Here is a 26,353-nt window from a genome sequence, read left to right on the forward strand (position 1 = left end):
AGTGGGCGACAATCGCATGCCGAGCGACCGTTCTGTCCGATTTTGTAGCCGTTTGAACCAAGGGAGAGAAGGCTCACCGTGTCGGGTGCCGCGCCCCGCGGACAGGACATCACCGTGCCCTGCCCGCAGAGCGCCTGCCAGGCGTCATGTCGTGTTGCCGGCAGACCTCACTGGACGGGCGTCGCCTCGTCCGGTGGGCCCGGGACACGCCGGGGCGTGTCATCGTCGTCCCCGGCGACTGTGCGCCGCTTGGACACGTACACCGCCGCGACGATCACGACGATCGCGACGGTCGCCACCACGGCCCGTACACCCGGGCTCGCGTCGTCGCCGTAGCCGAACTGGACGACGGCGGGCGCGATGAGCAGCGCCACCAGGTTCATGACCTTGAGCAGCGGGTTGATCGCCGGCCCGGCGGTGTCCTTGAAGGGGTCGCCGACCGTGTCTCCGATGACGGTGGCGGCGTGGGCCTCGCTGCCCTTGCCGCCGTGGTGTCCGTCCTCGACGAGCTTCTTGGCGTTGTCCCAGGCGCCGCCCGAGTTGGCCAGGAAGATCGCCATCAGGAGGCCGGTGCCGATCGCCCCGGCCAGGTACGAGCCGAGTGCGCCGACGCCGAGGGTGAAGCCGACCGCGATGGGCGCCATCACGGCGAGCAGGCCGGGTGTCGCCAGTTCACGCAGGGCGTCCTTGGTGCAGATGTCGACGACGCGCCCGTACTCCGGCTTCTCGCTGTAGTCCATGATCCCCGGGTGTTCGCGGAACTGGCGCCGCACCTCGTAGACCACCGATCCGGCCGACCGCGACACGGCGCTGATGGCCAGTCCGGAGAAGAGGAAGACGACCGCGGCTCCGAGGATGAGACCCACGAGGTTGTTGGGCTGCGAGATGTCCATGCTGAGGGTCAGTTCGGTGGCCCTGGCCCCCACGTCGGCGACGGCGGTGGCGATGGCGTCCCGGTACGAGCCGAAGAGCGCCGCTGCGGCGAGGACCGCCGTGGCGATGGCGATGCCCTTGGTGATGGCCTTGGTGGTGTTGCCGACCGCGTCGAGGTCGGTGAGCACCTGGGCGCCGGCACCCTGGACGTCGCCGGACATCTCGGCGATGCCCTGCGCGTTGTCGGAGACGGGACCGAAGGTGTCCATGGCGACGATCACGCCGACGGTGGTGAGCAGGCCGGTGCCGGCGAGGGCGACGGCGAACAGCGCGAGCGTGATCGACGTGCCGCCGAGCAGGAAGGCACCGTAGACGGCGAGGCCGATCAGCAGGGCGGTATAGACGGCGGACTCCAGGCCGAGGGAGACGCCCGCGAGGATGACGGTGGCCGGGCCGGTCAGGGACGACTTCCCGATGTCCTTCACCGGGCGCCTGCCGGGCTCGGTGAAGTAGCCGGTCAGTTGCTGAATCAGCGCCGCGAGGACGATGCCGATCGCGACGGCGACGAGCGCCAGGACACGCGGGTCGCCGCTGTGCGCCTGGATGGCGGTGTCGGTGACGCCCTCCAGCTCGGCGTAGGTGGCGGGCAGGTAGATGTAGGCGGCCGCCGCGACCAGGGCGAGGGAGATGACCGCGGAGATGAAGAAGCCGCGGTTGATCGCCGTCATCCCGCTGCGGTCGGCGCGCCGCGGCGCGACCGCGAAGATGCCGATCATCGCGGTGACGACGCCGATCGCCGGCACGATCAGGGGGAAGGCGAGGCCGAGGTCGCCGAAGGCCGCCGTGCCGAGGATGAGTGCGGCGACCAGCATGACGGCGTACGACTCGAAGAGGTCGGCGGCCATACCCGCGCAGTCGCCGACGTTGTCGCCGACGTTGTCGGCGATGGTGGCGGCGTTGCGCGGATCGTCTTCGGGGATGCCCTGCTCGACCTTGCCGACGAGGTCCGCCCCGACGTCGGCGGCCTTGGTGAAGATGCCGCCGCCGACTCGCATGAACATGGCGATGAGGGCGGCGCCGAGACCGAAGCCCTCCAGGACCTTGGGCGCGTCGGCCGCGTAGACCAGGACGACGCAGGACGCGCCGAGCAGTCCGAGGCCGACGGTGAACATGCCGACCACGCCGCCCGTACGGAAAGCGATCTTCATTGCCTTGTGCGAAACCGCCGTCAGATCTTTTTCCGGTTCACCAGGGGCCGGGGTCGCTTCACGCGCCGCCGCCGCCACGCGGACATTGCTGCGTACGGCGAGTCGCATGCCGATGTATCCGGTGACGGCCGAGAAAAGCGCGCCGACGAGGAAGAAGAGAGAGCGCCCCGCGCGCTCCGACCAGTTGTCGGCCGGCAGCAGCATGAGGAGGAAGAACACGACAACCGCGAAGACCGCCACGGTCCGCAGCTGCCGGGCCAGATAGGCGTTGGCGCCTTCCTGGACGGCGGCCGCGATCTTTTTCATGGATTCGGTGCCTTCACCGGCGGCCAGCACCTGCCGTACGAGCAGCTGGGCGACGATCAGGGCGATCAGCGCCACGGCCGCGATGACGATCACGATGATCCGGTTCTCTTCGGTGAGAACCGCGGCGGCGAGTGAGATCGAGTCGTAGGACTGCTGTGGGTCGAGGAGCCCCGCCATTCGTCCTCCTTGACGTCAGAGCTCAAGATGTGGACGGATTGTAGGGAGCGGAACCCGATCAAAACAGGGCGCCGAAGAACAGAATTGACCGGGGCTGGCCGGTCGGCAAATGATCGATTACTGAAAATCACTCGGACGCAGTAATGGGATAGGGGCATTGACCCCGGTTCGAAGATCCGAGGAAATGAAAAAGACCCTGCTCAGCAGGGCCTTGGGAGAGGCTTACGGGGCGGGTGTGAGCCGTCAGACGCGTTCCGCGGAACCCGTCCTCGGCCAGCTCATCCGAATGATGCCACCGAGCTCTCCGGCTGATACCTCTACGTCGTCGACGAGGCCGCTGATCACCGCGAGGCCCATCTGGTCCTCGCCCTCCGCGTCGTCGAAGCCCTCCGCGGGCGCTCCGCTGCGTGCGCCGGGTACGCCTGCGGCGTCCGCGGCCGCGACTCCGGCACCGGGGACCTCGTCGCCGACCTCGATGGAGAACGCCTTCTCCTCCTCGCTCAGCAGTACGCGCACGGGGGCGGTGACGCCGTTGCTGCGGTGCAGCCCGACGGCGCGGGAGCACGCCTCACCGACGGCGAGCCTGACCTCGTCCAGCACTGCTTCGTCGACGCCGGCCCTGCGCGCTACGGCGGCCGCCACCAGTCGGGCGGTCCTGACGTGCTCGGGCTGGGCGCTGAAGCGGAGTTCAACGGTGGCCATGCGGGTCCCCCTCGGGCATACGAGCGTGCATCCCAGCGGCCCCGGGCGGGCTGCCCGGCACCCCTGCCGTTTCCACCGGACGTTCCTGAGCCAACCCGGCACATCCGGCCCAACCAAGAAGCGCGAGGCCCACAGACGGCCTCGCGGACCTCGCCTCCCAGGGCGCGCGCCCGGGAGGCCTGTAAGGCCCTGTAAGGCCCTGCGGAGCCCCCGGGTGAGCGACGGTCCCCCGGAACTCCACACCGCCGGTTCAGGCCCTCACGGGCCTCTCCCCGGCCTCTGCAGGCCCTTCCGTGCCTCGGCGCCTCCGAAGTCGGAGCCCTGGACAGGCCCTCGGCCTCCAGGGGCCTCGGCCGTCAAGACCTCGGCCGCGCCGTCCTTCGGGGCGGCCAGGCTCGTGGAACCTGGGTGGCTCCCAGGAGCCTGTGCCCCTCGGCGTCTTCCCCGGGCACCGACGGAGACCGTCGGCGCGCCGGACCGGCCGCCACCCGACGGTCCTCGGATCCTGCAGGACCGCCGAGCCGCCGGGGTGCCGTGAGCGGGTCCTCGGGGCCTGCGCCCCGGTTACCCCGAACGGCCCCCGGTCAGGGTCAGTCGGTGGCGGCGACGGCCTCGTCGACCGTGGTGTGGATGGGGAACACCTTGGTCAGGCCCGTGATCCGGAAGATCTTCAGAATGCGCTCCTGGTTGCAGACCAGACGGAGCGAACCCTCATGGGCACGCACCCGCTTCAGCCCACCCACCAGCACGCCGAGGCCGGTCGAGTCGAGGAAGTCCACGCCCTCCATGTCGACGACCAGGTGGTAACTGCCGTCGTTCACCAACTCGACCAACTGCTCGCGCAGCTTGGGCGCGGTATACACATCAATCTCGCCACCGACCTCGACGACCGTGCGGTCGCCACCAGGCCCGGACACATTGCGAGTCGACAGGGACAGGTCCACGGATCCTCCAGCACCTTGCTATCGAGCGGTCGCCCCCGAGTCTCCCAGGCGGAGCCAAGGGACGGATCGCCAGCCGCGATGGCATTCAATCACTTACCAGCAGCCATGCACGACGCCTTGGGAGCATTGTCCGTCACGCCGGTGACACACTCGGTGTCGATGGCCAGGAATCACCGCCCCAGTCGACCTCCCGAGAGCGGGGACACCCGCCCCTCCCCCGGTACGGTCCTCGACCGGCTCACCGCGCGGGCGAACCGGGCTGCGCGCATCACTCATACGGAGCACCTGCCCCCCAGAGAGGGCCGCCATGCCGTCTGGCCCGATCGCATCCGAACAGAAGTGATCAATGCCATTCACCAGGCCGGCATCGACCATCCGTGGGCCCACCAGGCGGCCGCCGCCGAGCACGCACTGGACGGCGCGTCGGTCGTGATCGCCACGGGCACGGCGTCCGGCAAGTCCCTGGCCTATCTCGCCCCCGTCCTGTCCACGCTCCTGGACGGCTCCGAGGCCGCGAACGGACGGGGGACCACCGCCCTGTACCTGGCCCCCACCAAGGCCCTGGCCGCCGACCAGCGGCGCGCCGTACGGTCCCTCGCGGCCCCCCTCGGCAACCTGATCCGCCCTGCCGTGTACGACGGCGACACGCCCGTCGAGGAGCGCGAGTGGGTCCGCCAGTACGCCAACTACGTCCTGACCAACCCGGACATGCTCCATCGGGGCATACTCCCGTCCCACCCCCGCTGGTCCTCCTTCCTGCGCGCCCTGCGCTATGTCGTCATCGACGAATGCCACACCTACCGCGGCGTGTTCGGCTCGCACGTCGCCCAGGTACTGCGCCGCCTGCGCCGTCTGTGCGCCCGCTACGGCTCCGATCCCGTCTTCCTCCTCGCCTCCGCCACCGCCGCCGAACCGGCCGTCGCGGCGAGCCGCCTCACCGGCCTGCCCGTCGGGGAGGTGGCCGACGACGCGTCACCACGCGGCGAACTCGTGTTCGCCCTTTGGGAGCCACCGCTCACCGAGCTCCACGGCGAGCAGGGCGCCCCGGTCCGCCGCACCGCCACGGCCGAGACGGCCGACCTGCTGACCGACCTGATCGTCCAGGGCGTACGGTCCGTCGCCTTCGTCCGCTCCCGACGCGGCGCCGAGCTGATCTCGGTGATCGCCCAGGAGCGCCTCGCCGAGGTCGACCGCTCCCTCGCCCACAGGGTCGCCGCCTACCGGGGCGGCTATCTGCCCGAGGAGCGCCGCGCATTGGAACGGGCCCTGCACTCCGGCGAACTGCTCGGCCTGGCCGCGACGACCGCCCTGGAGCTGGGCATCGACGTGTCCGGCCTGGACGCGGTCGTCATCGCCGGCTATCCCGGCACCCGCGCCTCCCTGTGGCAGCAGGCCGGCCGTGCCGGACGCTCCGGCCAGGGCGCTCTAGCCGTGCTCGTCGCCCGCGACGACCCCCTGGACACGTACCTCGTCCACCACCCCGAGGCGCTGTTCCGCCGTCCGGTGGAGTCCACGGTCCTGGACCCCGACAATCCGTACGTCCTGGCCCCACACCTGTGTGCGGCGGCGTCCGAAGTCCCGCTCACCGACGGCGACGTCGCCCTGTTCGGCCCGTCCACGCCCGAGCTGCTCCCCCAGCTGGAGGCGGCGGGGCTGCTGCGCCGGCGTGCCTCCGGCTGGTACTGGACCCGCCGTGAGCGCGCCGTCGACCTCACCGACATCCGGGGCGAGGGCGGCAGCCCCGTCCAGGTCGTCGAGGCGGACACCGGGCGCCTCCTCGGCACCGTGGACGCGTCGGCTGCCCACAGCACCGTCCACGAGGGCGCCGTACATCTGCACCAGGGCCGTACCTACCTCGTGCGGCAGCTCGATCTGAAGGAGTCGGTCGCCCTCGTCGAGGAGGCCAACCCGCCGTACTCCACCACCGCCCGCGACACCACCTCCATCTCCGTTCTGGAGACCGACACCGAGATCCCGTGGGGGCACGGCCGTCTCTGCTACGGCTCGGTCGAGGTCACCAACCAGGTCGTCTCCTTTCTGCGCCGCCGCCTCATCACCGGCGAGGTGCTCGGCGAGACCAAGCTCGATCTGCCACCGCGAACGCTGCGCACGCGTGCTGTGTGGTGGACGGTCACCGAGGACCAGCTGGACGCGGCCCGCGTGAACCCGGAGCAGCTGGGTGGCGCCCTGCACGCCGCCGAGCACGCCTCGATCGGTCTGCTGCCGTTGTTCGCCACGTGCGACCGCTGGGACATCGGCGGGGTGTCCATCCCGCTGCACCCGGACACCCTGTTGCCGACGGTCTTCGTGTACGACGGCCACCCCGGCGGCGCGGGCTTCGCCGAGCGCGCGTTCCACACCGCCCGCGCCTGGCTCACGGCGACGCGCGAGGCGATCGCGTCGTGCGAGTGCGAGGCGGGCTGCCCGTCCTGCATCCAGTCACCCAAGTGCGGCAACGGCAACGACCCGCTGCACAAGCGCGGCGCCGTGCGCCTCCTCACGGAACTGCTGCGGGGCGCCCCGGAGGACCCGCCGGACCCGGCCACGCCTCCGGAGGACCCGCCCGGGCCCTGACCTCCGTAACGTACGGCCCGAACCGCGCCCGCGCCGTCACGTCCGCGATCTCCCCGTGCACGACACACCGCACCACCTCCGCCCGCTGCTCCCGCGCCACCTGGACAGCCGCGTCACAGGCAGGCCCGGAGCCCCGGAGCGCTCGGTCGGCCGCTGCGAGTACCGCCAGGTCGGCGGCCCCGCCGGCCCGGTGCCGGGCGGCCACGGCCTGTCCGAGGGCCAGCACCGCGGCGAACACCACACACAGCGCCCCCGCCGCCATGGCTGCCCACACACTCGCCGACCCCCGGTCACCACCCACGCCCGCGGCCCTGCCGCCGTGCCTCACGGGGCCCCCTCCGCGGCAACGACGCCCACGGTGTCCTCCGCCAGGGCGACCGCCTCCGCGTGCAGGGTCATCGTCCAGGCGGCGGGTCCCGGTGCGGGGGCCTCCACCCGGACACGCCACAGTTCGCCGGACCGCCGCAGCGTCACACGTGCCCCGTCCGGTGCGGCCGCGCGGGCCGTGTCCAGCGCCGACGCCTCCGGCTCGGAGCGCGCCGCCGCCCGGGCCCCGGCGCGGGCGGCGTCCACGCACTGGATCTGCGCGGCCGCCGCGACCAGACCCCAAAGCAGCGCCAGCGTGAAGAGCACCAGCGCGGGCATGGCCAGGGCCGCCTCCGCCGTCACCGAACCCCGGTCCGCGCGGCTCCTGCCGCCTGGGCCGCCGCGTCTCAGAACGGCGCATCGAGGGCCTTCCCGATCACCGATTGCAGACCGGCCGACACCGCGTCGCTCGTCACGACCTTGTAGAGCACCGCCGCGAAGGCGCATGCGGCGATGGTGCCCATCGCGTACTCGGCAGTGTTCATCCCAGCGTCCCGCCTGGTGCCCGCCCGGACCGTGTCCCAGCGTTCCTTCGTCCACATCGTCGTCCGCCGCCACACAACAACCTCCTTGTCCAGTACCACTCGTATGTCTTGTGCGCTGAAGGCCTGAAGTCATCTGGCGCTCAGAGCAGTCGGGCCGCCAGCCCGATGACCACCGGAGCCACGCCGACCGCAAGGAACGCGGGCAGGAAGCACAAGCCCACCGGCGCGGTGATCAGCACTTGGGCCCGTTGGGCCCGCGCCGCCGCCCTTCTGGCCCTGTCGGCGCGCAGTCCGGCGGCCAGCCGGGACACCGGCCCCGCCGCCGGGGCACCCGACGCACCCGCCCGCTCCAGGCAGCGAGCCAGCGCCCGCGCGCCCGGGATGCCCCCGAACCTGCCCCATGCCTCCGTCGGGTCGCCGCCCAGCGCCAGTTCGGCGGCCGTACGCCTCAGCCGCTCACCGACCGGGCCGCCCAGCGATCTGCCGACCGCGTCGGCCGCCTCGCGCGGCCCCGCACCGGCCGACAGGCAGGCCGCCAGGAGTTCCGCCGCGAGGGGCAGCCGTCGCGCCTCCTCCGCGTCGACCGCGGCGGGGCGAGGACGCCGCTGCCACCTCCGTACGCCGTAAGCGCCGGCGGCGCCGACCGCACAGCCCGCGAACCCGCCGAAAAGCACCCACCCGGTGATCACGGCCGCTACCGGGGCTGCCCAGGGTCCGCCCAGAGCCACTGTCCACCCGCTCCACCGGGCGCGGACGGGCCGTACGCAGTCGGCCCGCGCCAGGACCACGAGCCGGCCGCGTGCACGCCGTGCGCGCTGTGCCCGGACCACCGCACGGACGGCCCAGAGAGCGCCCACCAGTACCGCCACAGCTGTCCACAGGCGGTGGACGGAGTCCCCCGTCATGACTCCTCACCCGCCCTGACGATCCGCCCGGCCCACCACAGCCCGGCCGCCTCCAGGGCCCCGCCGACCACCAGGCAGGCCAGGCCGGCCGGGGTGTGCAGCAGGACCCGCAGCGGCTCGGCACCCAGCGCGGCCCCCATGGCGAGACCCGCCACCGGCAGCAGGGCGAGGAGCACGACCGTGGCCCAGGCGCCGGACAGTTGGGCACGCAGCCGCTCCCGTTGCTCACGCTGGTCGCGCAGCGCCGCCTCCAGCCGGTCGAGCCCTGCCGCCAGGCCCGCGCCGCCGTCCACGGCGACCTGCCAGCACGCCGCCAGACCGGCCAGCCCATCCGCCCCGTCGGCTCCGGCCGCCCGCCGCAGTGCCTCCGGAACATCACCGCCGAAGCGGGCAGCGGCCAGTACCGCCGGCTCCTCGGCGCCCAGCGCTCCGGTGGCTCGGGCTCCGAACCGCAGCGCCTGCCCGGGCTGGCATCCGGCGCGCAGTTCGGCCGCGATGGCGGCGCACAGTTCGATCACCGCGTCCGCCCGCCGGTCCCGCTCCTTGCCGCGCTCCCTGGCCCGCAGCCGCCTGCCCACCAGGGGCACCGCCGCCGGGCCGGCCAACAGAGGCAGCAGCGACTCGCCCAGCACGGCGAGCACCAGCGCCCCCACCAGGCAAAGCCATTCTGGCTTGAGCCGTAATCCGGGGCGCCCGCGCGGCCACCACCCGAGCGGCGGCGTACCGACGGGCAGGGCACCGCCCGCGAACAACAGCCGCCCCCGGCGCGGACCCCGGTCCCGTCCCGCGAAGAGCCACACCGCCGCGCCCGCGCAGAGCGCCGCCGCGAACACCGGCTGTCCCGTCACCACCGCGCACCCCCGATCAGCTTGCGCAGCCGCTCCAAACCCCGCTCCTCGACGAACCCGGCCGATCCCCACCGCAGCGCGGGCACCGTGGCCACCAGCCCGCCCGGCCCCCGCTCCAGGACATGGATCTCGGCGACACGCCGCTGCCCGCCCGGTGAGCGGACCAGGTGCACGACGGCCGAGAGTCCCGCCGCCAACTGGCTGTGCAGCGCCGCCCGGTCGAGGCCGGCCGCCGTACCGAGCGCCTCCAGGCGGGCCGGAACGTCCGCCGCGGTGTTCGCGTGCACGGTCCCGCAACCGCCCTCATGGCCGGTGTTCAGCGCTGCGAGCAGGTCCGCCACCTCGGCGCCCCGCACCTCGCCCACGACCAGCCGGTCCGGGCGCATCCGCAGCGCCTGGCACACCAGATCGCGCAGCGTCACCCGCCCGGCACCCTCCTGATTCGGGGGCCTCGCCTCCAGACGCACCACATGGGGATGGTCGGGCCGCAGCTCCGCCGAGTCCTCGGCCAGCACGATCCGCTCCCGCTCCCCGACGAGGCCCAGCAGCGTGGACAGCAGCGTTGTCTTGCCTGTACCGGTGCCTCCGCTCACCAGGTACGACACCCGGTTCTCCACGAGCGCCCGCAGGACGCGGTCGCCGCGTGGCGGCACCGTCCCGGCGCGGACGAGTTCGGCGAGGGAGAAGGCTCGCGGCCGTACCACGCGCAGGGACAGACACGTCGTCCCGACGGCCACCGGCGGCAGCACCGCGTGCATCCGCGTGCCGTCCGGCAGCCGGGCGTCGACCCAGGGGCGGGCGTCGTCCAGCCGACGGCCCGCCACGGCAGCAAGGCGCTGAGCGAGCCTGCGTACGGCTGCCGCGTCGGGGAACGCGACCCTGGACAGTTCGAGACCGTCCCCGCGGTCCACCCACACCCGGTCCGGCGCCGAGACAAGCACGTCGGTCACCGCCGGGTCGGCGAGCAGCGGCTCCAGCGGGCCCGTGCCCACCAGTTCGCACCGCAGCTCCTCCGCGGCGCCGAGTACCTGCGCGTCGCCGAGCAGCCTGCCCTGGGCCCGCAGGGCCGCCGCCACGCCCGCAGGGGTCGGATCCGTACCGCTCTCGGCGAGCCGCTGCCGTACAGCCTCCAGCAGTCCGGCCGTCATGAGATGCCCTCCCCGGCGAGCGCACGCTCCCAGAAGGCGGCGCAGAAACGGCCCAGCGGACCGGACGCGCTGTCGCCCGGCGGTACCCCTCCGTCGAGCGATGCGAGCAGCCGAGGCTCCACGGGCAGTTCACCGGCGAGCGGCAGCCCGAGGACGCGGGCGACCCATGCCTCGTCGACACCAGCGGCGTACGGACCGCGCACCACCACACGCAGATCGTGCAAGACCATGCCGACCATGGAGGCCACCCGTTTGGCGGCCGCGATCGCTCTCAGCTCGCCCGGCACGACGAGCAGGCCGACGTCGAGCTGGGCGAGGGCCTCGACGGTCGCGTCGTCGATCCGGCGGGGCAGGTCGACGACCACGACGCCACCGCGCCTGCGCGCCGCCGCGAGAACGGACCGCATGGCCTCCGGCGGGATCACCACCGAGTCGCCCCGGTCCCAGCTGAGCAAGCGCAGGCCCCGTAGTGACGGCAGCGACTCCTCGAGTGCCACGCCGGCGACACGCCCCTTGGAAGCGGCGAAATCCGGCCAACGCAGTCCCTCTTCGCGCTCGCCGCCGAGGAGTACGTCGAGCCCGCCTCCGAGCGGATCGCCGTCGACGAGCATGGTCCGTCGGCCGGCGCGGGCCGCGCTGACGGCAAGCGCGCACGCAAGGGTCGACGCGCCCGCGCCTCCCCGGCCGCCGATCACGCCGACGGTCAGCGCCTGCCGTCCGACACCTTCGACGACGTCGGCGATCCGGTCGACGAGCCAGCTTTCGGCGTCCGGCAGCCGCAGGACGCAGTCGGCCCCGATTTCCACGGCCCGCCGCCAGACATCCGGGTCGTCCTGGTCGCGGCCCACGAGCAGGACGCCGCGTCTGCGCACCGCGCCCCGGCAGCGCGCCGCCGCGTCGTCGCCCACGAGCACCAGCGGCGCGGCGTCCCAGGCCGCCCTGCTCTCGGGCATCGAATGGTGCACCTCGGGCTGGGCACCCGCGGCGGCGCACAAGCGCAGCAGGTCGTCGAGCAGTTCTGCGTCTTCGGTCACGATCAGCGGTTCGGACCGCTGCCTCTCGACGGCAGGCACCTGGTCGGACGCAGTGGATCCAGCCATGTTCTCCGCCCCTCTCCGTCTTCTCCGCGCGTCCTCCGCGCGGAGTCCGCTCGCGTCATTCGGCGCCGCTTCGGCACCGAGTCGGGATCGCGTCGGCGTGATGGGAGATCTGCGATTCCCCGGTCACGGCTTCGCGGTAGGAATCACGGTGACGGGGTTCCGGAAATGAAGTGGATCTTGTTCAAAAACTGTGGACAACTCAGCGCCTGTGAATATCCCGCTCACCCGTACCAGCGACTTCCACAGAGCAGCGCTTCAGCTACTCTGAGTGATGAACACCGTCATGCCGCAGTCGGCGTGGCCACAGGGTGAAGGGAGCGCAGATGAGTGCGCCGAATCAGGATCAACGTGCGAAAACCCACCCGGACATGCGACGACCCCCGCCGGGGGGGAGAGCGGGGGTCGTCTCTCCGGCCGACTCGGGGGGGGAGGAGCCGGTCCGGGTTAGCACGGTCGCGAACGATCCGTGACTTCCATGGTGTACCCGAGAGCCTTCTCAGGCAAACCCACACGCGCCAGCGTACGCCGAATGGCGGGCACCTATGCTCAGGCTCGTGGAAAACCACTCCTCGCCTCGCACAGCAGCGTTCTTTGACCTGGACAAGACGGTCATTGCGAAGTCATCGACGCTGACCTTCAGCAAGTCCTTCTACCAAGGCGGACTGATCAACCGCCGTGCCGCGCTGCGCACCGCGTACACGCAGTTCGTCTTCCTCGCCGGCGGCGCCGACCACGACCAGATGGAGCGGATGCGCGAGTACCTCTCCAGGCTCTGCAAAGGCTGGAACGTGCAGCAGGTCAAGGATCTGGTGGCGGAGACCCTGCACGACCTGATCGACCCGATCATCTACGACGAGGCCGCCTCGCTCATCGAGGAGCACCACGCCGCCGGCCGGGACGTCGTGATCGTCTCCACCTCGGGCGCCGAGGTGGTCGAGCCGATCGGTGAGCTGCTGGGCGCCGACCGCGTGGTGGCCACCCGGATGGTCGTCGGCGACGACGGCTGCTTCACGGGGGAGGTGGAGTACTACGCGTACGGACCCACCAAGGCCGAGGCGGTCCGGGAACTCGCCGAGTCGGAGGGGTACGACCTGGCGCGCTGCTACGCGTACAGCGACTCGGCCACGGACCTGCCGATGCTCGAGACCGTCGGGCACGCGTACGCCGTCAATCCGGATCGGGCGCTGCGGCGGGAGGCGGTAGCGCGGGATTGGCCGATTCTCGTCTTCAACCGTCCTGTACGGCTGAAGCAGCGGCTCCCCTCGTTCCGGATGCCGCCGCGGCCGGCGCTCGTCGCGGCGGCCGCGATCGGTGCCGCGGCGGCGACGGCGGGACTCGTCTGGTACGCCAACAGGCGCCGCCGAACGGTGTCGGCAAGGACGGCAACGGCCGCCTGACTTGTCCGCGTTTGAAGGTGAAAGTAAAGAACTGAGGTCAGGGCTTTCCCATCAGGGGCCAGCGGGAGTACAAAGGAGTTACGGCCCGCGAGACCAAGGGCATCCGAGAGGATCACCCGTTGAGCAAGAAGGCCCCACGGACCGAACAGCACAGAAACTGAGCACCCACGCGACGTCGACCCGTCGATTACGGGCCAGCCGCACCAGGCGTAGGGCAGAGTTCCCCGCCTGATGGGCATATATCGAGGACGCATGGTAACTCGGCGGATGTGCCAGCGGCGGTACCGAAATCGGTACCGCCGCAACCCTGTTCAGGGTCCTTGAGCACACGCCCGGCGAGACGCTTCCGGCCGGGCGGCCGGTCAGGCCGCGCCGCGCTGGAGCGCCTCGCAGACGGCGGTCGACTCCCGGACTCCGAGTTCCACGGCCTTCCCGCAGTGGGCGATCCACTGCGCCATCCCTTCCGGCGTGCCGGACAGATAGCCCTCGAACGCCGCGACGTACGCGGCGCGTCCGAGTTCGGCGTGGCCGACCTCGGACGGGCAGATCGCCTTGGGGTCCAGTCCGCTGCCGATCAGCACGAGGCGCTCGGCCGCACGGGCCACGAGGCCGCTGTACGAGGTGAAGGGCCTCAGCGCCAGCAGCTCGCCGTGCACCACGGCGCCCGTGACCAGCGCCGGGGCGGAGCTGCCCGTCACGATCAGTTGGGAGAGGCCCTCCAGCCGGGCGGCGACCTCGGTGGCGTCCGGCAGGGGCGCCTCGATCAGCGGCTCGTCGACCTCCTCGCCGCTCTGCCGGGGCCGCCCCACCGAGTCCCCGGCGTCTCCGGCGGCCACCAGGTGCAGCCTGGCGAGGACCCGCAGGGGCGACTGGCGCCAGATGGACAGCAACTGGCCGGTCTCGGCGCCGAGCCGCAGCGCGGCGCCGACCGTCCGGGCCTCCGTGTCGGAGCCGAAGTCACTACGTCGGCGGACCTCCTCCAATGCCCAGTCGGCACCGGACAGAGCCGCCGAGGCACGGGCGCCACGCAGCGCCGCCTCGGAAGAGACCTCGTTGCTGCGGCGCCGCATCACACGGTGCCCATAGACCCGGTCGACGGCCTTGCGCACGGAGTCCACGGCGTCGGGCACACCCGGCAGAGCCGCGAGGGCGGTCAGCGGGTCAGCGGCATGCGTACTCATAAGTAGCGAGGCTACGCGCACCCGCGACACCGCCCCACCCGGAGTGGTGTTCCTCATACAGTGCGGCAACCTGCCGCCACCGAACCACTACCCTAGGTGAACATGAAGATCGCTTTCGTTGGGAAGGGCGGCAGCGGAAAGACGACGCTGTCCTCGCTCTTCATCCGCCACCTGGCGACCGCCGATGCCCCTGTGGTCGCGGTCGACGCCGACATCAACCAGCACCTGGCCACCGCACTGGGCCTCGACGAGGCGGAGGCCGCGGCGCTTCCCGCGATGGGCGCCCAGCTGCCGTTGATCAAGCAGTATCTGCGGGGCAGCAACCCCCGGATCACCTCCGCAGACACGATGATCAAAACGACTCCACCGGGCGAGGGCTCCCGGCTGCTGCGCATCCGGGAGGACAACCCCGTGTACGCGGCCTGCGCGCGCCCGCTGCCGCTGGACGGCGGCGAGATCAGGCTGATGGTGACGGGTCCGTTCACCGAGGCGGACCTGGGGGTGGCCTGCTACCACTCGAAGGTCGGCGCGGTCGAGCTGTGCCTCAACCACCTGGTCGACGGTCCGGACGAGTACGTCGTGGTCGACATGACGGCCGGCTCGGACTCGTTCGCGTCCGGGATGTTCACCCGCTTCGACATGACGTTCCTGGTGGCCGAGCCCACACGGAAGGGCGTCTCCGTCTACCGCCAGTACAAGGAGTACGCACGGGACTTCGGTGTGGCGCTCCGGGTCGTCGGCAACAAGGTCCAGTGCCGGGACGACGTGGACTTCCTCCGCGCCGAGGTGGGCGACGACCTGCTGGTGACAGTCGGACACTCGGACTGGGTGCGGTCCATGGAGAAGGGGCGACCGGCCCCGTTCGCGGCGCTGGAGCCGGAGAACCGGGCGGCCCTGCGGGCGCTGCGGACCGCCGCCGACGCGACGTACGCACACCGCGACTGGGAGCGATACACGCGCCAGATGGTGCACTTCCACCTCAAGAACGCCGAGAGCTGGGGCAACGCGAAGACGGGTGCCGACCTCGCCGCACAGGTCGACCCCGCCTTCGTCCTGGGTGAAGCGGTGTCGCAGCTCTCCGTCTAGTCGGCCCGGCGGACACCGGACGGTGACGACGTGCGGGCCGCCGCGTCGCCTCCGGCTCCGCCCTCGGCCACCACGGGGGACGGGGACGCGTTCGCCGGCACGGCGGCGAGGAACTCGGACCAGCCCGTCGCGGGGGCCTGGCCCACCTTCAGAGTGCGGAGCTTGGCGAGGACGGCCGGGTCCTGGGCGTCCAGCCAGTCGGCGAGCTGACGGAACGACACGCAGCGCACCTCAGGCTTGACGCAGACGTGAGCAATCGTTTCTTCGATCGCACGCATATACGTGCCGCCGTTCCAGGACTCGAAGTGGTTGCCGATGATCAGCGGTGCGCGGTTGCCCTGATAGGAGCGGTTGAACGCCTGGATGAGGCCGTCGCGCATCTGGTTGCCCCAGTACGTGTGCATGGCGGGGTTGCCCCTGGTCGTCTTGCCCGACTGGTTGACCATGAAGTTGTAGTCCATGGACAGCGTCTCGAAGCCCCGGCCCGGAATGGGCACGAGCTGCATGGACAGATCCCACAGACCTTCGTCCTTCTTGGGCCAGACCTGGTTGTTGACACCGCTGGTGTCGTAGCGCCAGCCGAGCTCGCTCGCGGCGCGCACGAAGTTCTCGCGGCCTTCGAGGCACGGGGTCCGCGCACCGATGAGCTCCTTGTCGTAGTCGAAGGGCAGGGGCTTCTCGTTCACCAGTCCCGAGTTCGTCCGCCAGGCCTTGACGAAGGACTTGGCCTGCGCGATCTCGCTCTTCCACTCTTCGACCGACCAGGTGCCGACTCCGCCCTCCGGGCCGCAGAAGTGGCCGTTGAAGTGGGTGCCGATCTCGTTGCCCTCCAGCCAGGCCGCGCGGAGTTCGCGCACGGTGTCACGGATGCCCTCGGTGTCGTTGAAGCCGATGTCGGAGCGGCCCGGGGCGTGGCGGGGCGGGCTGTAGAGGGCCGCCTTCTCCTCGGGCAGCAGATAGACGCCGCTGAGGAAGTACGTCATCGTCGCGCCGTACTTCTTGCTGACGTGACGGAAGTAGGAGAACAGCTTCTGGCTGTCCTCTCCCGCGCCGTCCCACGAGAAGACCACGAACTGCGGCGGCCGCTGACCTGGTTTCAGGCGGGTCGGACGGCTCAGCCCCGGCTGGGCGCCCGTGTAGGCGGTGGAGCCGTCGCCGATCAGCCGGACGGGACTCTTGACCGGCCCCTTCTCGGGTCCCGCGGCGCCCTGGCCACCCTGGCCGCCCTGGCCGCTGTCGGAGGCCGAACATCCGGCCACCCCGGCGATCAGCCCCGCTGCGACGGCGCCGACGGTGATCCTCTTCCTGACAGCCCTCATCGGCCGACCCTTCCGTGCTTCCGGGTTCCTGTGCGAGCGCCGTCAAGGTCGCATCGCAGCCGGGAAGCGGGCGGCGCGACGAGCCGCGATGAAACGACTAATCACCTCCACGAGTGAATCAGTGCCCCATTTGCCAGGAAAGTAATGCCTGACTCTTTACTCTGCATTACGATTCATTTACTCAGAGTTGGCAATCCCATCAGTTGACGTAGCCCACGCGCCGCCATCCACGGCCTCGTCCCCCACGTTCGTCTCGCACACCGAGCGACCGCACAATCCCCCGAGGAGACGGGAACCATGAGCTCTTGCACACCCCCACGCACGGACGACGACGGCCGCACGGACGACGACGGCCGTGCAGTCGGCGCCTTGCGGACATCACGCCTCGCCCGGGAGCACAGCCCGCCGCCGGGCGGCCGCCGCTTCAGGATCGCGGGCGCCGATGTGTCCGCCTCGGTCTCCGTCTTCCTGATCGCCCTGCCGCTCTCCCTCGGCATCGCCCTGGCCACCGGCGCGCCCCTGCAGGCCGGGCTCGTTGCCGCCGCCGTCGGTGGCATCGTCGTCGGCCGCCTCGGCGGCGCGCCGCTCCAGGTGAGCGGCCCCGCCGCAGGGCTCACCGTGGTGACCGCCGAGCTGATCCAGCGGTACGGGTGGCGTACCACCTGCGCCATCACCGCGCTCGCCGGTCTCACCCAACTCGCTCTCTCCTTCATGCGCGTGGCGCGTTCGGCGTTGGCGGTGTCGCCGGCCATCGTGCACGGCATGCTGGCCGGCATCGGCGTGACGATCGCCCTCGCCCAGCTCCACATCGTCCTGGGGGGTACGCCGCAGAGTTCCGCTGTCGACAATGTGCTCGGGCTGCCGGGGCAGTTGGTGAATCCGCATACGGCCGCCCTGTCGGTGAGCACCGTCACGATCGTCGTCCTGTTGGTATGGCCGCGCATTCCCGGACGCTTCGGGGACGCGGCGCGGAAGCTGCCCACAGCGCTCGCCGCGGTCGCCGCCGCGACGATTCTGGCCGGCACCCTCGGCTTGGCGGTGCCGCGGGTCGATCTGCCCTCATGGCACAGCCACGCACTGCCGGGCCTGCCCGAGGGACCGGTGTTGGGACTGATCGCCGCCGTACTCACGATCACGCTCGTCGCCAGCGTCGAGTCGCTGCTGTCCGCGGTCGCGGTGGACAAGCTCGTCGCAGCCCGCAAGCAGCCGTCCGTCCAGATCCCGCGCGCCCGGCTCGACCGGGAGCTCGCGGGTCAGGGCGTCGGGAACGTCGTGTCCGGTGCGCTCGGCGGGCTGCCGATCACCGGAGTGGCCGTACGCAGCGTCGCCAACGTGTCGTCGGGCGCGGTGAGCCGTAACTCCTCGATCCTGCACGGCTGCTGGGTGATGCTCGCTGCGCTGCTCCTCGTCCCCGTGCTCGACCTCATCCCACTGCCCGCGCTGGCCGCGCTCGTCATGGCGGTCGGCATCCAGATGGTCAACATCACCCACGTCCGCCGGATCACCCGCCACCGCGAGGTGCTCGTGTACGCGGCGACCGTGACCGGTGTCGTCTTGGTCGGTGTCCTCCAGGGCGTAGGCATCGGCATCGTGATGGCCATCGCCGTCGCCCTGCACCGGCTGGCCAGGACACGGATCACCCGGGAGGAGCGGGATGGCGTCGAACATGTGAGGGTGCGCGGGCAGTTGACGTTCCTGGCCGTGCCGCGACTGAGCAAGGCCCTGCACCAGATCCCGGGGCACGCGCGCGTGGTCGTCGAGCTGGACGGGTCCTTCATGGACCACGCCGCGTACGAGACGCTGCAGGACTGGCAGATGTCGCAGCTGGCGCACGGCGGACAGGTGGAGGTGACCGGGCGTTCCGGGACCCGGATCGCGGAGCCCGCGTCCGGGGCGCACACCTGCTGCCGGCCATGGACGCCCTGGCGCAACCACCACTGCGATGAGCATCCGGCGGGACGTCGCCAGACGACGGAGCATCAGTTGGCGAGCGGGCTCAGCTCGTTCCAGCGGAATACGGCGCCGCATGTGCGTGAGGAGCTCTCCCGGCTGGCCCGCGAGGGTCAGCGCCCCTCGCAGCTCTTCCTGACCTGCGCGGACTCCCGGCTGGTCACCAGCATGATCACGGCGAGTGGGCCGGGAGACCTGTTCACCGTGCGGAACGTGGGCAATCTGGTGCCCCCGCCCGGTGAGGAGAGCGGGGACGACTCGGTGGCGGCGGCGATCGAGTACGCCGTGGATGTGCTGCGTGTGCGGTCGATCACGGTGTGCGGCCACTCCGGCTGCGGGGCCATGCAGGCACTGCTGAGCAGCCCGTTCGCCGACGCGCCGTCGGACTCGCGGGGGCCGCAGCCGCCTCAGACGCCGCCGACGCCGCCGACGCCGCTGGGGCGTTGGCTGCGGCACGGGGTGCCGAGCCTGGAGCGCATGCGGAGCAAGGAGCATGCGTGGGCCAGGTTGTCGGGGCGGCTGCCCGCCGACGCGGTGGAGCAGCTGTGCCTGACGAATGTGGTGCAGCAGCTGGAGCACCTGAAGGCCCACGAGTCCGTGGCTCGGCGGCTCGCCGAGGGGTCCTTGGAGCTGAATGGCATGTACTTCCATGTGGGCGAGGCACAGGCTTATCTGCTGACACAGAAGCGGGAGGTGGATGGCGTGTTCCATCAGGTGTCGCCGTTGCGTGCGGAGTGGGAAGGGGCGCGCCAGGAGGGGGCGCGCCAGGAGGAGGAGCACGAGGCACGCCCGGAGGAGGCGCGGGCCTGAAAAGCTCCCCCGAGGCCCCGACACGTCCGCAATGGGGAAGCGCTCCTGGTGAACCGGAGTGGTGGAGGGGACGTGGTGGTGGGTGGCCCCTTCTTCCCCGTCCCTTGCCCAGCACCCGGGGAGGAGGGGTCGCCGGCCCGCACCGCCCCATCCACCAAGAGGTCTAAACCAATGCTTGGGAAACCCTTGTCACCCGGGCATCTGACTGGTGAGCTAAGGGCCGGGACACATCGGACGCCCTCGGATTGGGAGATGTCGTGAGCAACGAGAGCCTGGCCAACCTTCTGAAGGAGGAGCGGCGCTTCGCCCCGCCCGCCGAGCTGGCCGCGCAGGCCAATGTGACGGCGGCCGCGTACGAGCAGGCCACGGCGGACAGGCTCGGCTTCTGGGCCGAGCAGGCACGTCGGCTCAGCTGGGCCACCGAGCCCACCGAGACGCTCGACTGGTCGAACCCGCCCTTCGCCAAATGGTTCGCCGACGGCAAGCTCAACGTCGCGTACAACTGCGTCGACCGGCATGTGGAGGCCGGTCTCGGCGACCGGGTCGCCATTCATTTCGAGGGGGAGCCGGGGGACAGCCGGGCCATCACCTATGCCGAGCTCCAGGACGAGGTCAGCCGAGCGGCCAATGCGCTGACCGAGCTCGGGGTACGCAAGGGCGACCGTGTCGCGGTCTACCTTCCCATGATCCCCGAGGCCGCCGTCGCCATGCTGGCCTGTGCCCGTATCGGGGCCGCGCACTCCGTGGTCTTCGGCGGCTTCTCGGCCGACGCCATCGCCACCCGTATCGAGGACGCCGAAGCCAAGCTGGTCATCACCGCCGACGGCGGCTACCGGCGGGGCAAGCCGTCCGTGCTCAAGCCCGCGGTCGACGAGGCCATCAGCCGGGTCGACCGGATCGAGCACGTCCTCGTCGTACGCCGCACGGGCCAGGACGTGGCGTGGGTCGACGGCCGGGACGTGTGGTGGGACGACATCGTCGGGCGGCAGAGCGCCGAGCACACGCCGGAGGCGTTCGACGCGGAGCACCCGCTCTTCATCCTCTACACCTCCGGCACCACCGGTAAGCCGAAGGGCATCCTCCACACCTCCGGCGGCTACCTCACCCAGGCGGCCTACACACACCACGCGGTCTTCGACCTCAAGCCGGAGACCGACGTCTACTGGTGCACCGCCGACATCGGATGGGTCACCGGCCACTCGTACATCGTCTACGGGCCCATGGCCAACGGCGCGACGCAGGTCATGTACGAGGGCACCCCGGACACCCCGCACCAGGGCCGCTTCTGGGAGATCGTGCAGAAGTACGGCGTCACGATCCTCTACACGGCGCCCACCGCGATCCGTACGTTCATGAAGTGGGGCGACGACATCCCCGCCAAGTTCGACCTGTCCAGCCTGCGCATCCTGGGTTCGGTCGGTGAGCCGATCAACCCGGAGGCGTGGATCTGGTACCGCGAGCACATCGGGGGCGGCAGCTGCCCGATCGTCGACACCTGGTGGCAGACCGAGACCGGCTCGATGATGATCTCCCCGCTCCCCGGCGTGACCGAGACCAAGCCCGGGTCGGCACAGCGGCCGCTGCCCGGCATCTCCGCAACCGTCGTCGACGACGAGGCCAACGAGGTGCCGAACGGCGGAGGCGGCTACCTCGTGCTCACCGAGCCGTGGCCGTCGATGCTGCGCACCATCTGGGGCGACGACCAGCGGTTCATCGAGACGTACTGGTCGCGCTTCCAGGGCAAGTACTTCGCCGGCGACGGCGCCAAGAAGGACGACGACGGCGACATCTGGCTGCTCGGCCGGGTCGACGACGTGATGCTGGTGTCCGGCCACAACATCTCCACCACCGAGGTCGAGTCGGCGCTCGTCTCGCACCCGAAGGTCGCCGAGGCGGCCGTCGTGGGCGCTGCCGACGAGACGACCGGCCAGGCCATCGTCGCGTTCGTGATCCTGCGCAGCACGGCGGCGGCCGAGGCGGAGTCCGACGGCGACAGCCTTGTCACCGACCTGCGCAAACACGTGGCCGCCACGCTCGGCCCGATCGCCAAGCCCAAGCGGATCCTCCCGGTCGCGGAGCTGCCCAAGACCCGCTCCGGCAAGATCATGCGCCGGCTGCTCCGCGACGTGGCGGAGCACCGCCAGCTCGGCGATGTCACCACCCTCACCGACTCGTCCGTGATGGACCTTATCCAGGCCAAGCTGCCGTCCTCTCCCAGCGAGGACTGACAGGAGGCCGACAGTCGGCCGCGAGGCGGCCGACGAGGTCCGAACGGGACCCCCAGGACACCCGGCGACGGCGCGCCGGGTGTCCTTTTTATGCATAAGGTGAAGTTTGCCGCATAAGCCCTTGCGCCCTCCCGGTAGGGTATGGGTCGCATCAACAAAGCGATAAAAATCTTAGGGGCGCCGGGAAGTCTGGTCGGCACGTGCTTTGCCATGTCCGCCGACACCTACCGGAGGTCCCGTAACCGTGGCCGCGCCCAAGACGCCCAACACCACCGGCACCAACGACACCGCTGAGCGCAAGTTCCTCGGCCGCCTCTCGCTCCCCGAGCGGACCTTCGTGGCGGACGCACTGCGCGCGGAGACCGTCGGTGGCGTTCTCCTGCTCATCGCCGCCATCGCCGCCCTCGTCTGGGCGAACACCCCGGTGAGGGAGAGCTACGAGGCCGTACGCGACTTCCACATAGGGCCGGCGGCACTCGGGCTGGACCTCTCAATACAGCACTGGGCCGCGGACGGACTGCTTGCGATCTTCTTCTTCGTCGCGGGTATCGAGCTCAAGCGTGAACTGGTGGCGGGCGAGCTCCGCGACCCCAAGGCCGCGGCCCTCCCCGTGATCGCCGCGCTCTGCGGCATGATCGCCCCCGCGCTCGTGTACCTCGTCGTCAATCTCAGCGGCGACGGCTCACTCGCCGGGTGGGCGGTTCCGACCGCCACCGACATCGCGTTCGCGCTCGCCGTGCTGGCCGTCATCGGTACCTCGCTGCCCTCCGCGCTCCGGGCGTTCCTGCTCACGCTCGCCGTGGTCGACGACCTCTTCGCGATCCTGATCATCGCGGTGTTCTTCACCAGCGACCTGAACTTCGTCGCGCTCGGCGGCGCCGTCGCCGGACTGGTCCTCTTCTGGTTCCTGCTGCGCAAGGGTGTCCGCGGCTGGTACGTGTACGTGCCGCTGGGCCTGGTCGTCTGGGGCCTGATGTACAACAGCGGCGTCCACGCCACCATCGCCGGTGTCGCCATGGGCCTGATGCTGCGCTGCAGCCGCCGCGAGGGCGAGGAGCTGTCCCCGGGCGAGCACATCGAGCACCAGGTGCGTCCGCTGTCGGCCGGGTTCGCCGTACCGATGTTCGCCCTGTTCTCGGCGGGCGTGTCGGTGTCCGGCGGCGCTATGAGCGATGTGTTCACCAAGCCGGAGACGCTGGGCGTGGTCCTCGGCCTGGTCGTCGGTAAGGCGTTCGGCATCTTCGGCGGTACCTGGCTGACCGCCCGCTTCACCCGGGCGAAGCTCAACGAGGACCTGGCCTGGGCGGACCTCTTCGCCGTCGCCACCCTCGCCGGCATCGGTTTCACGGTCTCGCTGCTCATCGGCGAGCTCGCGTTCGAGGGCGACGCCGAGCTGACCGACGAGGTCAAGGCGGCCGTCCTGGTCGGTTCGCTGATCGCCGCGCTGCTCGCCTCCGTCCTGTTGAAGCTGCGCGTACGCAAGTACCAGGTCCTCGTCGAGGTCGAGGAGCGCGACGAGGACATGAGCGGTATCCCCGACGTGTACGAGGTGGACGACCCGGAGCACCACCGCCGCCTCGCGGAGATCTACGAGCGGAAGGCCGCGGAGCACCGGCGGCAGGCCGAAGAAGCGGGGGCGTCGCGCGGGGACGGCGACCGTCCGGCATGATCTGAGGTCGGACCGTAGAGGAGAGAGGGAGCTGGACGATGAGCGACCCCGCCGGCAACACCGGTATCGCCGGGAACGGTGCAGAGCGCAGTCTCGGTCAGCTGGTCGCCTCGGCGACCGCCGAGATGTCCGCGCTCGTGCACGACGAGATCTCGCTGGCGAAGGCCCAGCTGCGGCAGGACGTCAAGCGCGGCGCCATCAGCGGCACGGGGTTCCTCGGGGCCGGTGTGGTGCTGATCTTCTCGCTACCGATGCTGAGCTTCGCGCTCGCGTACGGCTTCCGCGCCTGGACCGGCTGGCACCTGTCCCTCTGCTTCCTGGCGTCCTTCGGGGTGAACGTCGTCGTCGCCGGCCTGCTGGCCCTGGTCGGCGCCGCCTTCGCGAAGAAGGCGAAGCAGGGCAAGGGCACACAGAAGACGGCCGCCTCCATGAAGGAGACCGCCGCGGTGCTGCAGAACGTCAGGCCTCATCCGCGCCCTGACACCACTCCGGTCCTGGAGAAGGCCACGACTGTGGCACGCTCGTCCGCATGACGGTCCCTGAGAGCAGTACCGGTGCCCCCGGCGGCAGTCCCGTCCGGATCGACGGCCCCTGGACGCACCGTGACGTGGCCGCAAACGGGGCACGCTTCCACATCGCGGAGCTCGGCGACGGTCCGCTGGTGCTGCTGCTGCACGGCTTCCCGCAGTTCTGGTGGACCTGGCGGCACCAGCTGACCGCGCTCGCCGACGCGGGGTTCCGGGCCGTGGCGATGGACCTGCGGGGCGTGGGCGGCAGCGACCGTACGCCCCGCGGCTACGACCCGGCGAACCTGGCGCTCGACATCACGGGCGTCGTACGTTCCCTGGGCGAGCCGGACGCGGCGCTGGTCGGCCACGACCTGGGCGGGTACCTGGCGTGGACGGCCGCGGTGATGCGGCCCAAGCTGGTGCGCCGCCTGGCCGTCTCGTCGATGCCGCACCCGCGGCGGTGGCGCTCGGCGATGCTCTCCGACTTCGCGCAGTCACGCGCCGGTTCGTACGTGTGGGGCTTCCAGCGCCCGTGGCTGCCCGAGCGACGGCTCGTCGCGGACGACGCGGCGCTGGTCGGCGAGTTGATCCGGGACTGGTCCGGGGCGCGGGTGCCGGACGACGCGGCGGTCGACGTGTACCGGCGGGCGATGACCATCCCGTCGACGGCGCACTGCTCGATCGAGCCGTACCGGTGGATGGTGCGGTCGCTGGCCCGCCCCGACGGCATCCAGTTCAACCGCCGTATGAAGCGTCCCGTACGGGTTCCGACGCTGCATCTGCACGGCTCCCAGGACCCGGTGATGCGTACGCGCAGCGCGGCCGGCTCGGGTGAGTACGTGGAGGCGCCCTACCGTTGGCGGCTGTTCGACGGGCTGGGCCACTTCCCGCACGAGGAGGACCCGTTGGCCTTCTCCACGGAGCTCATCAACTGGCTGAAGGACCCCGAGCCCGACCGCTGAGCCCGACCGCCGAGGCCCGTTCGGGGCGCCTCTGAGGGACCGTCCGGCGGAAGCCGCGGAAACCCGCAGGAACGGTTGTCCTACGAAAAGCCAAATGCCCGACGCATAGGCCAATTGGCTGTCCCTCAGGCGGTTACCGACCATGGGGCCCGGGCACACGTCGGGGTATGGGCTGGACGCACGACCATGTTGACGCTGCACGTACTCGCCGCTCGGCCGCCGCGCCGCCTCCCGAGAGGAGTGGCGGCCCACGGGGCCAGGAGATGGACGCCCGTCTCGGGATCCCGCGCATCCTGCGCCGCCGGGCCCGCTGGGTCTCCGCCCGGCTGCGGCATCAGCGCGACTGAGCCCGCGGGGCGCGGCGCCGACACGGGCGCCGCGCCCCGGACCCGGCGCGTCAGAGTGCGCACCCCTGGCTGTCCACCTGCTGGTTGGCGCTCAGGCCCAGGGTGATGTCCTCGCGGATCTCGTCGACCGTCAGGGCGTACCCCGTGTTCGCGTCGTCCAGGGACCGCGCGAAGATCACGCCGTACACCTTGCCGTCCGCGGTCAGGAGCGGTCCGCCGGAGTTGCCCTGGCGGACCGTAGTGAAGAGCGAGTAGACATCGCGCCGGACCTCGCCTCGGTGGTAGATGTCCGGGCCGTCGGCATTGATACGGCCACGGACGCGCGCCGAGCGCACGTCGTACGCGCCGTTCTCCGGGAAGCCCGCGACGATCGCGCTGTCGCCGCTGCGGGCGTCGTTCTCGGTGAACTCCAGCGGCGTCGCCCGCAGATCAGGCACGTCGAGTACGGCGATGTCGCGCCGCCAGTCGTACAGGACGACCGTCGCGTCGTACAGCCTGCCCTGGCCGCCTATCTGGACGGTCGGCTCGTCGACGCCGCCCACCACATGGGCGTTCGTCATGACGCGGCGCTCGCCGAAGACGAAGCCCGTGCCCTCCAGGACCTTGCCGCAGCTGCGCGCCGTGCCGACGACCTTCACGATGGACTGCTGGGCGCGCGCCGCCACCGGGCTGTTGACCAGCGCCGGGTCGGGCGGCCGGACCTCCGTGATGGGTTCGTTCGCGAACGGGCTGAAGACCTGCGGGAAGCCGTTCTGTGCCAGCACCGACGAGAAGTCCGTGAACATCGTCGACGCCTGGGTGGGCATCACCCGGGACACGCCGAGGAGCACCTTGGAGTTACGGACCTCCTTGCCGAGGGTCGGCAGGGACGTACCGGCCAGGGCGGAGCCGATCAGCCAGGCGACGAGCAGCATCGCGACCACGTTCACCAGCGCGCCGCCCGTCGCGTCCAGCGCGCGGGCGGGGGACCAGGTGATGTGGCGGCGGAGCTTGTTGCCCAGGTGGGTGGTGAAGGTCTGCCCCACGGACGCGAAGATGAGCACGATCGCGATGGCGATGATCGCGGCGGTCGTGGAGACCTCGGCGTCGCCGGTGAGCGGGCCCCACACGAGCGGCAGCAGGTAGACGGCGACAAGCCCGCCCCCCAAGAAGCCGATCACCGACAGGATGCCGACCACGAACCCCTGTCGGTACCCGACGATCGCGAACCACACGGCGGCGACCAGCAGCAGGATGTCCAGCACGTTCACCGTCATTAG

The 26,353-nt window shown here is 71.0% G+C and carries 22 protein-coding genes; 9 read left to right on the plus strand and 13 right to left on the minus strand.

Annotated elements, in window-relative coordinates; genetic code table 11:
- Positions 1-167 precede the first annotated feature (167 nt).
- The 3 genes from FVS66_RS11355 to FVS66_RS11365 form a co-directional block, all read right to left on the minus strand.
- Positions 168-2,564, minus strand: coding sequence for a sodium-translocating pyrophosphatase (locus FVS66_RS11355; protein ID WP_149180901.1), 2,397 nt, complete (start codon positions 2,562-2,564; stop codon positions 168-170).
- A gap of 243 nt (positions 2,565-2,807) precedes the next feature.
- Positions 2,808-3,266 carry an ATP-binding protein gene (locus FVS66_RS11360; protein WP_149180902.1) on the minus strand — a complete coding sequence of 153 codons (459 nt, stop codon included), beginning with the start codon at positions 3,264-3,266 and terminating at the stop codon, positions 2,808-2,810.
- A 590-nt stretch (positions 3,267-3,856) separates the two neighbouring features.
- On the minus strand, positions 3,857-4,210 hold the full coding sequence (locus tag FVS66_RS11365; protein ID WP_003967428.1) for an STAS domain-containing protein: 354 nt from the start codon (positions 4,208-4,210) through the stop codon (positions 3,857-3,859).
- Positions 4,211-4,288: 78 nt separating this feature from the next.
- Between FVS66_RS11365 and FVS66_RS11370 the strand changes: the two genes are divergently transcribed.
- A complete protein-coding gene (locus FVS66_RS11370; protein WP_149180903.1) occupies positions 4,289-6,784 on the plus strand; it encodes a DEAD/DEAH box helicase in 2,496 nt (831 codons plus the stop codon).
- On the opposite strand, the gene FVS66_RS35835 is transcribed toward FVS66_RS11370, so the two are convergent.
- From FVS66_RS35835 to ssd, 7 genes are all read right to left on the minus strand, one after another.
- Complete coding sequence (locus FVS66_RS35835; RefSeq protein WP_262386929.1) at positions 6,708-7,112, minus strand: Rv3654c family TadE-like protein; 405 nt, start codon at positions 7,110-7,112, stop codon at positions 6,708-6,710. The genes FVS66_RS11370 and FVS66_RS35835 overlap by 77 nt on opposite strands.
- Positions 7,109-7,534, minus strand: coding sequence for a TadE family type IV pilus minor pilin (locus FVS66_RS35840; RefSeq protein ID WP_399225385.1), 426 nt, complete (start codon positions 7,532-7,534; stop codon positions 7,109-7,111). The genes FVS66_RS35835 and FVS66_RS35840 overlap by 4 nt, the downstream gene beginning before the upstream one ends.
- A complete protein-coding gene (locus FVS66_RS11385; protein ID WP_399225388.1) occupies positions 7,498-7,635 on the minus strand; it encodes a DUF4244 domain-containing protein in 138 nt (45 codons plus the stop codon). Before FVS66_RS11385 ends, FVS66_RS35840 begins: the two co-directional genes overlap by 37 nt.
- A 140-nt stretch (positions 7,636-7,775) precedes the next feature.
- Positions 7,776-8,540, minus strand: coding sequence for a type II secretion system F family protein (locus tag FVS66_RS11390; RefSeq protein WP_149180905.1), 765 nt, complete (start codon positions 8,538-8,540; stop codon positions 7,776-7,778).
- Complete coding sequence (locus FVS66_RS11395) at positions 8,537-9,391, minus strand: type II secretion system F family protein (protein WP_187645478.1); 855 nt, start codon at positions 9,389-9,391, stop codon at positions 8,537-8,539. The genes FVS66_RS11390 and FVS66_RS11395 overlap by 4 nt, the downstream gene beginning before the upstream one ends.
- Positions 9,385-10,536, minus strand: coding sequence for a TadA family conjugal transfer-associated ATPase (locus tag FVS66_RS11400; RefSeq protein ID WP_149180907.1), 1,152 nt, complete (start codon positions 10,534-10,536; stop codon positions 9,385-9,387). The genes FVS66_RS11395 and FVS66_RS11400 overlap by 7 nt, the downstream gene beginning before the upstream one ends.
- A complete protein-coding gene (gene ssd / locus FVS66_RS11405) occupies positions 10,533-11,636 on the minus strand; it encodes a septum site-determining protein Ssd (RefSeq protein WP_149180908.1) in 1,104 nt (367 codons plus the stop codon). Before ssd ends, FVS66_RS11400 begins: the two co-directional genes overlap by 4 nt.
- A 542-nt stretch (positions 11,637-12,178) precedes the next feature.
- On the opposite strand from ssd, the gene FVS66_RS11410 reads away from it, so the two are divergent.
- Positions 12,179-13,033 (plus strand): HAD-IB family hydrolase, encoded by an 855-nt coding sequence (locus FVS66_RS11410; RefSeq protein ID WP_149180909.1) that lies wholly within the window; start codon positions 12,179-12,181, stop codon positions 13,031-13,033.
- Positions 13,034-13,395: 362 nt separating this feature from the next.
- On the opposite strand, the gene FVS66_RS11415 is transcribed toward FVS66_RS11410, so the two are convergent.
- Entirely contained in the window at positions 13,396-14,214 is an 819-nt protein-coding gene (locus tag FVS66_RS11415) for an oxidoreductase (RefSeq protein ID WP_149180910.1), read from the minus strand.
- A 102-nt stretch (positions 14,215-14,316) separates the two neighbouring features.
- Here FVS66_RS11415 and FVS66_RS11420 point away from each other — a divergent pair, with 102 nt between their 5' ends.
- Positions 14,317-15,300 carry an ATP-binding protein gene (locus FVS66_RS11420; RefSeq protein ID WP_149180911.1) on the plus strand — a complete coding sequence of 328 codons (984 nt, stop codon included), beginning with the start codon at positions 14,317-14,319 and terminating at the stop codon, positions 15,298-15,300.
- Here FVS66_RS11420 and FVS66_RS11425 read toward each other — a convergent pair.
- Positions 15,297-16,619 (minus strand): hypothetical protein, encoded by a 1,323-nt coding sequence (locus FVS66_RS11425; protein WP_149180912.1) that lies wholly within the window; start codon positions 16,617-16,619, stop codon positions 15,297-15,299. The two genes, FVS66_RS11420 and FVS66_RS11425, sit on opposite strands and share 4 nt — an antisense overlap.
- A gap of 297 nt (positions 16,620-16,916) precedes the next feature.
- Here FVS66_RS11425 and FVS66_RS11430 point away from each other — a divergent pair, with 297 nt between their 5' ends.
- The 6 genes from FVS66_RS11430 to FVS66_RS35845 all read left to right on the plus strand — a co-directional run bounded on the left by FVS66_RS11430 (position 16,917) and on the right by FVS66_RS35845 (position 25,094).
- Entirely contained in the window at positions 16,917-19,379 is a 2,463-nt protein-coding gene (locus tag FVS66_RS11430; protein ID WP_149180913.1) for a bifunctional SulP family inorganic anion transporter/carbonic anhydrase, read from the plus strand.
- A 257-nt stretch (positions 19,380-19,636) separates the two neighbouring features.
- A complete protein-coding gene (acs, locus tag FVS66_RS11435) occupies positions 19,637-21,607 on the plus strand; it encodes an acetate--CoA ligase (protein WP_149180914.1) in 1,971 nt (656 codons plus the stop codon).
- Between the two features lie 244 nt (positions 21,608-21,851).
- Positions 21,852-23,276 carry a Na+/H+ antiporter NhaA gene (gene nhaA / locus FVS66_RS11440; protein ID WP_149180915.1) on the plus strand — a complete coding sequence of 475 codons (1,425 nt, stop codon included), beginning with the start codon at positions 21,852-21,854 and terminating at the stop codon, positions 23,274-23,276.
- A gap of 38 nt (positions 23,277-23,314) precedes the next feature.
- Positions 23,315-23,809: a phage holin family protein gene (locus tag FVS66_RS11445; RefSeq protein WP_149180916.1), complete on the plus strand. Its 495-nt coding sequence runs from the start codon at positions 23,315-23,317 to the stop codon at positions 23,807-23,809.
- Positions 23,806-24,747, plus strand: a complete 942-nt coding sequence (locus FVS66_RS11450; protein WP_149180917.1) for an alpha/beta fold hydrolase — start codon at positions 23,806-23,808, stop codon at positions 24,745-24,747. Before FVS66_RS11445 ends, FVS66_RS11450 begins: the two co-directional genes overlap by 4 nt.
- Before the next feature lie 167 nt (positions 24,748-24,914).
- Complete coding sequence (locus FVS66_RS35845; protein ID WP_149180918.1) at positions 24,915-25,094, plus strand: hypothetical protein; 180 nt, start codon at positions 24,915-24,917, stop codon at positions 25,092-25,094.
- Positions 25,095-25,144: 50 nt separating this feature from the next.
- Here the strand turns inward: FVS66_RS35845 and FVS66_RS11460 are convergent, their stop codons facing one another.
- On the minus strand, positions 25,145-26,344 hold the full coding sequence (locus FVS66_RS11460; RefSeq protein ID WP_187645479.1) for a MarP family serine protease: 1,200 nt from the start codon (positions 26,342-26,344) through the stop codon (positions 25,145-25,147).
- Between the last annotated feature and the right edge of the window lie 9 nt (positions 26,345-26,353).

Source organism: Streptomyces sp. TRM49041 (assembly GCF_008271805.1).
In the GTDB taxonomy this organism is placed as follows: Bacteria; Actinomycetota; Actinomycetes; order Streptomycetales; family Streptomycetaceae; genus Streptomyces.